This window comes from Gilliamella sp. B3464 (assembly GCF_026536145.1).
In the GTDB taxonomy this organism is placed as follows: domain Bacteria; phylum Pseudomonadota; class Gammaproteobacteria; order Enterobacterales; family Orbaceae; genus Gilliamella.
Map to the genome: position 1 here is coordinate 1 of NZ_JAFNOQ010000020.1, position 6,651 is coordinate 6,651.

The window sequence follows — 6,651 nt, forward strand, 5'->3', positions numbered from 1 at the left end:
TACTCGTGGCTGCAACCCTACTAGCTCAAAATTTATTCACACATGGTTACGCTTTGGGGAAATTATGAGGGGATCTCTCAGTGCATTGCCTCCAATTCCCATAATTTATTACGCCGATAATAACTTGGTGTAACCTTAAAAATGTACTTAAATCGACGTGTAAAAGATTGTTGGGAATCAAATTGATATTTTAATGCGATCTCAAGGATAGTTTTTTTCGTCAACCTCAACTCAACAGCCGCTTTCGTCAAACGACGAGCACGAATATAGCTAGCCAGTGTGACCCCTGTTACTTTTTTGAACAGCCGCTGAAAATACCACTTGGTATAACCCGCTTTATTCGCCACATCATCAAGCAGTAAAGACTGATCTAAATTATGTTCAATCCATAATAGAACATCTTTGATAACCGTTGTATGAAACTGCTTATCATCATATCTTAATTGGATGTTATTAGCTTTATTTTGATAGCGAGAATGCTGTTCAATATACATAAAATAACCTAAATGTTCTTAAGATTGTCACGACCACATCATCATGATACCATAAACATACTGACGGTATGTTATTTTAAATCTATCATGGAAAATAAAAATCATCAACAAGAAAATTTTAAGAGTACCTATCAATCACTGGTTAACTCAGCACGAATATTGTTTGTTGAAAAAGGCTATCAAGCTGTTTCAATAGATGAGATCTCGGGAAAAGCGTTGGTGACCAAAGGTGCCTTTTATCATCACTTTAAAAATAAAAAACAATTACTCAGTGCCTGTTATAAGCAGCAATTAATTATGATTGATGCCTACATCACAACAAAAACTGATTTAACAAATGGTTGGTCTGCCTTAGAAAGTATATTTGAACATTATCTTGATTATATTATTGATAATAATAAAAACCTTATCCCTATCCAAGAAGTGATGCCTATCATTGGTTGGAATGAACTTGAAAAAATTAGCCTTGAATACATTACTGGTAAGGTAAACGCCATTGTCAGCAAATTGATCCAAGAGAACCAACTTAAAGCTTATGATGATGATGTGCTTAAAAACTTACTCAATGGCTGGTTTATGCATATCGCAATACATGCGAAAAACCTAAAAGAGCTTGCCGATAAAAAAGGCCAATTTATTGCTATTTACCGCGGCTTTTTATTGAGCTTGAAAGATAAATAAAATAGATAGGTTTTATTTGAAGCTAAATCTTCTTTATCGTAAAAAATGCCCTCTTGGGTTATCAAGAGGGTCATTATATTTCGCGGAATAACATCATTTGGTGACGAAATAACTAAGCACTTGTCTCCTGTTTACTCCCCTGAGCTTGAGGGGTTAACATGAAGGTCATCGATAGCAGGATAATAATACAGTAAAACGCTAAACCAATAATCCAAATCCAGCCATCCCAAATTGGTAGTGAATGATTATAAATAACAGCAAACAGTAATGGGCCAATAACACCGGTTGCATTGGTAAGGCTCACCAATAATCCCTGTAAAGCACCTTGCTGATGACTCTTTGTTTGGATAGACATCACTCCCTGTAATGCAGGTAAAGCGATCCCACCACCAGCCAATAAAATTAAAACAGGGAAAACTAACCAACCTTCAGATATAAACGCTAAAAAGGCAAATGCACTACTATCTGCAATAAATCCGAGCAGTACTGCCGTTTTTTCGCCCCATTTAGTGGCTATTCTTCCTGCCACAAAGGCTTGGAATACTGAGTGTAAAAGACCAAGACCCGCTAATGAAAAGCCAACCATCATGCTATTCCATCCAAAACGATTTTCGGTAAATAGCACCCACACCGTTGCGGGAATTTGGCCTATCAATTGCGCTGAAAAATAAATAATCAACAAAATGGGCATCGTTTTAAATAAAGTGATGTATACCGAATTCGATTGCGTCTCAACCCCTACTTCGGTATCTGTATTATCACGTGTATTTTTGGTTTCACGGAACCAAAACATAACCACAAGGAAAGCGACAATATTTAGCAACGCAGCGATAAAAAAGGGACTATGCGGTGAAATCTCTCCTGCAAAACCACCAATAATAGGCCCCGCTATTAAACCAAGCCCAAAACTTGCCCCTAACCAACCGAACCACTTCACGCGTTGAGAAGCTGAGGTGGTATCGGCAATGACCGATGCCGCGACAGCCCCAGTAGCTCCTGTGATCCCTGAAAGCAAACGGCCTAAATACAGCATCCAAAGCGCACTTGAAAAAGCCAGCAATAAGTAATCCAGCGATGCGCCTATTAATGACAACAACAGCACTGGGCGCCGACCAAATCGGTCAGACATTTTTCCAAGCCAAGGAGCAAAGATAACCTGCATTAACGCATAAAGTGCAAGCAATACGCCAAAGTGGTTAGCGATATCTTCCGAAGCAATAAATTCACGTAATAACGTTGGCAAGACTGGCATGATAAGGCCAATCCCCATGGCATCGAGTAACGTAATTACCAATGCGATCTTTGTCGAACTATTCATTTCACTTTTCTCTATTACTGATAGGGAGTGGTAAAATAACTCTATCAATGATAGAGTGTCAACAAAAATTAGGAATTAATGATGTCTAGATTAGATAAAAGTAAAGTGATTAACAGCGCATTAGAGCTGCTTAATGAGGTCGGAATCGAAGGTTTAACAACCCGTAAACTCGCCCAGAAGCTAGGTGTAGAGCAGCCTACATTGTATTGGCATGTAAAAAATAAGCGGGCTTTGCTCGACGCCTTAGCCATTGAGATGTTAGATAGGCACCATACTCACTTTTGCCCTTTAGAAGGGGAAAGCTGGCAAGATTTTTTACGTAATAACGCTAAAAGTTTTAGATGTGCTTTACTAAGTCATCGCGATGGAGCAAAAGTACATTTAGGTACACGGCCTACAGAAAAACAGTATGAAACTCTCGAAAATCAATTAGCCTTTTTATGCCAACAAGGTTTTTCACTAGAGAATGCATTATATGCACTCAGCGCTGTGGGGCATTTTACTTTAGGTTGCGTATTGGAAGATCAAGAGCATCAAGTCGCTAAAGAAGAAAGGGAAACACCTACTACTGATAGTATGCCGCCATTATTACGACAAGCTATCGAATTATTTGATCACCAAGGTGCAGAGCCAGCCTTCTTATTCGGCCTTGAATTGATCATATGCGGATTAGAAAAACAACTTAAATGTGAAAGTGGGTCTTAAAAGCAGCATAACCTTTTTCCGTGATGGTAACTTCACGGTAACCAAGATGTCGAGTTAACCACCCTTTAGATTCATAAAGCGAAAATAATGCGGCTCCAACGTACCCACCTAAATGGAAACGGCGTTCACTCCAATCTAAACACGCACAACAGATTTTACGTGAATGTTTGGAAGGAACGTCAATTCCCATTTCATGAAAATATTGAATACCACTTAATGTGATCATTGAACCATTTTCAGTGATCCATTGCTGTTGACAAAGGGAATCATAGATCTTAACGGCAACTTCGCCAGCTAAATGATCATAGCAAGTACGTGCTTTTCGTAAATGCACTGGCGTGGAAACTTTGGCATGTACGCCATGGTTTAAGGAGATCCCCATCATACTTTCCATCAATTCAGCAATATCTTTTCCTGCTAGCCGAAAATAACGATGCTTGCCTTGAGCTACTACTGTGATTAGCTGGCAATCTAATAATTTAGATAAATGACTGCTCGCCGTTGAAGCTGATATATTCGCCACAGAACTTAGCTCAGTGGCCGTCCAAGCTCGCCCATCCATCAAAGCACTGAGTATTTTAACTCGTGAAATGTCAGACATAGCCGCCCCTATCGCGGCTATTGAGGACTCAAAGGTAACCTCTTTTCGTATTAAATTAGCCATCGCAAGTTCACTTTATTGCCCAAGGGAGCGTAACAGATGCAGCCATACTATCATTGTCCGTTATTAATATCAGTTGGTTAGCATGGTCACTGTATTGCACTAAAATATTAATGTTATTCTCCGCCAATACTCGTGCTATTTCGCCAAGTTCCCCCGGTTTTTCCTGTTTTAACTTACGAATTAATGGTGTCCGGATCGCAAGTACTAACAGTCCAGCTTGCTCTAGCGCTATTTTAGCTTCCTTTCCTTGTTCAACAAGAAAATGAGCATGGCATTCATCACCAACCGTAAATATCCCTCCCCCTTCCAATCCAATACCTTTATTACCTAATGTTTTTCCTAGTAATGCTAATTGTCCTATTTGATTATCTAAAACAACGTGAACATCAAACATTATCCTTGTCCTTTTTAAATGAATATTCGCGAGTAATATGAGCAATACTAATTTTGTAAAAATCAAATATTGACTCTCGCCCTTCTTGTTGAGCTTTCGCATGTAAAACATGATTTTTCCATTGCAGAACTGCGTATTCGTTTTCCCACCAAGATAGCGATAACATTTTTCCTTCTGTAGCTAGACTTTGAAAACGTTCAATTGAAATAAAACCAGCTACATGACTTAATAGTGGTCTTAACTCCTCAGCTAAAGTCAAATAGCGAGTTTGTTGGTCGGGTTGTATTTGCACCTCAAATATTACAGCAATCATATTTTTCTCCGTTATTAATCAACAAACAGAGTAATCCACCCGAAAATTAACACTTCGATAAGCAACGAAATATAGAAAGGTCATGCTGCTGTTTTATGTTGTATATCACACTTCTTTAAATTGCTCGGCCTGCGCTTATCATGTTCTCCTTCTCTTATAATTTTGTTTATTATTTATACTTTTTTATTTTTTGCTATCACCGAAAATAGTGCGGATCCCGCATGGTATTTAGGTTTACCCATCATTAAATACCATTGTTGTTATTTTAATCTTTTTAATATTTCATGATTAAGATCACACTAAAATTATGACCCTATTAACTAAAAGTTATGGATACCCTAATAAAACTCATTGTTAAAGATTAGTTAACCAAAGTAACTTCATTTTTCACTATTGTTAAATTGTTATAGTGAAAATTCTGGTAAACTAATAGAGGTAAAAAAATGATCCTAGATGCCAGTTATACATTATTAGTCGCATGTATCGCGCTACTCATAGGAATGTTTGTCGTAAAATTTACCCCGTTCCTACAAAAAAACCACATACCAGAAGCCGTCGTTGGTGGCTTTATTGTTGCAATTGTTCTGTTAATTATTGATAAAACATCAGGTTATTCGTTTACTTTTGATGCTTCATTGCAAAGTTTATTAATGCTCACATTCTTTTCCTCTATCGGGCTAAGTTCTGACTTTTCTCGACTGATTAAAGGAGGAAAGCCGTTAGTTCTATTAACTATTGCAGTAACGATCCTAATCGCCATTCAAAATACTGTCGGCATGAGTATGGCTGTCATGATGAATGAAAGTCCATTTATTGGCTTAATTGCAGGTTCAATTACTCTAACAGGTGGTCATGGTAATGCCGGAGCATGGGGCCCTATTCTCGCTGATAAATATGGTGTAACAGGCGCCGTTGAATTAGCGATGGCTTGTGCAACACTTGGATTAGTGTTGGGTGGTTTAGTTGGCGGCCCTGTTGCCCGTCATCTTTTGAAAAAGGTCTCTATTCCTAAAACAACCGAGCAAGAGCGCGACACTATCGTTGAAGCTTTTGAGCAACCAAGCGTCAAAAGAAAAATCAATGCAAATAACGTTATTGAAACCATTTCAATGCTGATTATCTGTATTGTTGTTGGTGGCTATATCAGTGCATTGTTTAAAGATACTTTTCTGCAACTGCCTACTTTTGTCTGGTGTTTATTTGTCGGTATTATTATCCGTAATACACTGACTCATGTATTTAAACACGAAGTGTTTGAGCCGACCGTCGATGTATTAGGTAGCGTTGCTTTATCGCTTTTCTTGGCAATGGCGTTAATGTCATTAAAATTTGGTCAATTGGCAAGCATGGCAGGGCCAGTATTAATTATCATTGCTGTACAAACTGTTGTCATGGTGCTATTTGCCTGCTTTGTCACCTTCAAAATGATGGGCAAAGATTATGATGCTGTCGTGATCAGCGCGGGTCACTGTGGCTTTGGTATGGGAGCAACACCAACAGCAATTGCGAATATGCAAACAGTCACAAAAGCATTTGGACCATCACATAAAGCTTTCCTTGTCGTTCCTATGGTCGGTGCCTTTATTGTTGATATTTCAAACAGTATCTTAATTAAAATATTTATTGAAATTGGTACATACTTTACCTAATAGCTACACACTACTCGGCGTACTTCTCCTAACAATTTATTATAGGGCAGTATGCCGAGCCGCTTTCTTACCCCGTATATTCCCCTAGTCAATCTATTTAGCTTGCACGTTTACGAATTAATTCTCGTGACAACTAAACCAAAATTTGAATTATGACGAGTATATCTGATTATTTATACTTTATTCGTTAGAATAGTCCGTAGAAATAAATAATCAGTAGGCTACATGGAATGAAATTAAGACATCTCGATATCTTTTATGCTGTAATGACTTGTGGTTCCTTAACGCGTGCGGCTGAAGTTTTACATATTTCTCAACCCGCGGCGAGTAAAGCACTCAAACATGCTGAGCACTGAGAGATCCCCTCATAATTTCCCCAAAACGTAACCATGTGTGAATAGATTTTGAGTAAGCAGGGTTGCAGCCACGAGTG

8 protein-coding genes and 2 pseudogenes are annotated in these 6,651 nt (G+C 38.4%); 4 read left to right on the forward strand and 6 right to left on the reverse strand.

Annotation, left to right across the window (positions count from 1 at the left end; genetic code table 11):
- Window positions 1-98: 98 nt before the first annotated feature.
- Window positions 99-494: pseudogene (locus J3U57_RS12430) on the reverse strand (helix-turn-helix domain-containing protein); the annotation flags it as partial.
- Window positions 495-581: 87 nt separating this feature from the next.
- On the opposite strand from J3U57_RS12430, the gene tetC reads away from it, so the two are divergent.
- On the forward strand, window positions 582-1,175 hold the full coding sequence (gene tetC, locus J3U57_RS12435; protein WP_000428546.1) for a tetracyline resistance-associated transcriptional repressor TetC: 594 nt from the start codon (window positions 582-584) through the stop codon (window positions 1,173-1,175).
- A 112-nt stretch (window positions 1,176-1,287) separates the two neighbouring features.
- Here tetC and tet(B) read toward each other — a convergent pair whose 3' ends face one another.
- Entirely contained in the window at window positions 1,288-2,493 is a 1,206-nt protein-coding gene (gene tet(B) / locus J3U57_RS12440; RefSeq protein ID WP_001089068.1) for a tetracycline efflux MFS transporter Tet(B), read from the reverse strand.
- Between the two features lie 81 nt (window positions 2,494-2,574).
- Here tet(B) and tetR(B) point away from each other — a divergent pair, with 81 nt between their 5' ends.
- Window positions 2,575-3,198 carry a tetracycline resistance transcriptional repressor TetR(B) gene (gene tetR(B) / locus J3U57_RS12445; RefSeq protein WP_000088605.1) on the forward strand — a complete coding sequence of 208 codons (624 nt, stop codon included), beginning with the start codon at window positions 2,575-2,577 and terminating at the stop codon, window positions 3,196-3,198.
- On the opposite strand, the gene J3U57_RS12450 is transcribed toward tetR(B), so the two are convergent.
- From J3U57_RS12450 to J3U57_RS12460, 3 genes are read right to left on the reverse strand one after another with little or no spacing between them, the layout of a single operon-like run.
- Complete coding sequence (locus J3U57_RS12450; RefSeq protein ID WP_001284954.1) at window positions 3,176-3,862, reverse strand: ArsR/SmtB family transcription factor; 687 nt, start codon at window positions 3,860-3,862, stop codon at window positions 3,176-3,178. The genes tetR(B) and J3U57_RS12450 overlap by 23 nt on opposite strands.
- A gap of 7 nt (window positions 3,863-3,869) precedes the next feature.
- Window positions 3,870-4,256, reverse strand: a complete 387-nt coding sequence (locus J3U57_RS12455; RefSeq protein ID WP_000460651.1) for a hypothetical protein — start codon at window positions 4,254-4,256, stop codon at window positions 3,870-3,872.
- The gene (locus J3U57_RS12460) at window positions 4,249-4,569 is read right to left on the reverse strand and encodes an antibiotic biosynthesis monooxygenase family protein (protein WP_000562370.1); all 321 of its coding nucleotides are present in this window, start codon (window positions 4,567-4,569) and stop codon (window positions 4,249-4,251) included. Before J3U57_RS12460 ends, J3U57_RS12455 begins: the two co-directional genes overlap by 8 nt.
- A gap of 443 nt (window positions 4,570-5,012) precedes the next feature.
- Here J3U57_RS12460 and gltS point away from each other — a divergent pair, with 443 nt between their 5' ends.
- The gene (gene gltS / locus J3U57_RS12465) at window positions 5,013-6,218 is read left to right on the forward strand and encodes a sodium/glutamate symporter (RefSeq protein WP_000599533.1); all 1,206 of its coding nucleotides are present in this window, start codon (window positions 5,013-5,015) and stop codon (window positions 6,216-6,218) included.
- A gap of 230 nt (window positions 6,219-6,448) precedes the next feature.
- Window positions 6,449-6,568: pseudogene (locus J3U57_RS12470) on the forward strand (LysR family transcriptional regulator); the annotation flags it as partial.
- A gap of 15 nt (window positions 6,569-6,583) precedes the next feature.
- Here the strand turns inward: J3U57_RS12470 and J3U57_RS12475 are convergent.
- Window positions 6,584-6,651: hypothetical protein (locus J3U57_RS12475; protein WP_223232774.1), on the reverse strand; the 68-nt coding region annotated here is incomplete at its 5' end.

Bases quoted from the DNA above. Each gene is read 5' to 3' on its own strand.
- tetC (WP_000428546.1), top strand. From the start codon at position 582: ATGGAAAATAAAAATCATCAACAAGAAAATTTTAAGAGTACCTATCAA.
- J3U57_RS12450 (WP_001284954.1), bottom strand. From the start codon at position 3,862: ATGGCTAATTTAATACGAAAAGAGGTTACCTTTGAGTCCTCAATAGCC.
- J3U57_RS12455 (WP_000460651.1), bottom strand. From the start codon at position 4,256: ATGTTTGATGTTCACGTTGTTTTAGATAATCAAATAGGACAATTAGCA.
- J3U57_RS12460 (WP_000562370.1), bottom strand. From the start codon at position 4,569: ATGATTGCTGTAATATTTGAGGTGCAAATACAACCCGACCAACAAACT.
- gltS (WP_000599533.1), top strand. From the start codon at position 5,013: ATGATCCTAGATGCCAGTTATACATTATTAGTCGCATGTATCGCGCTA.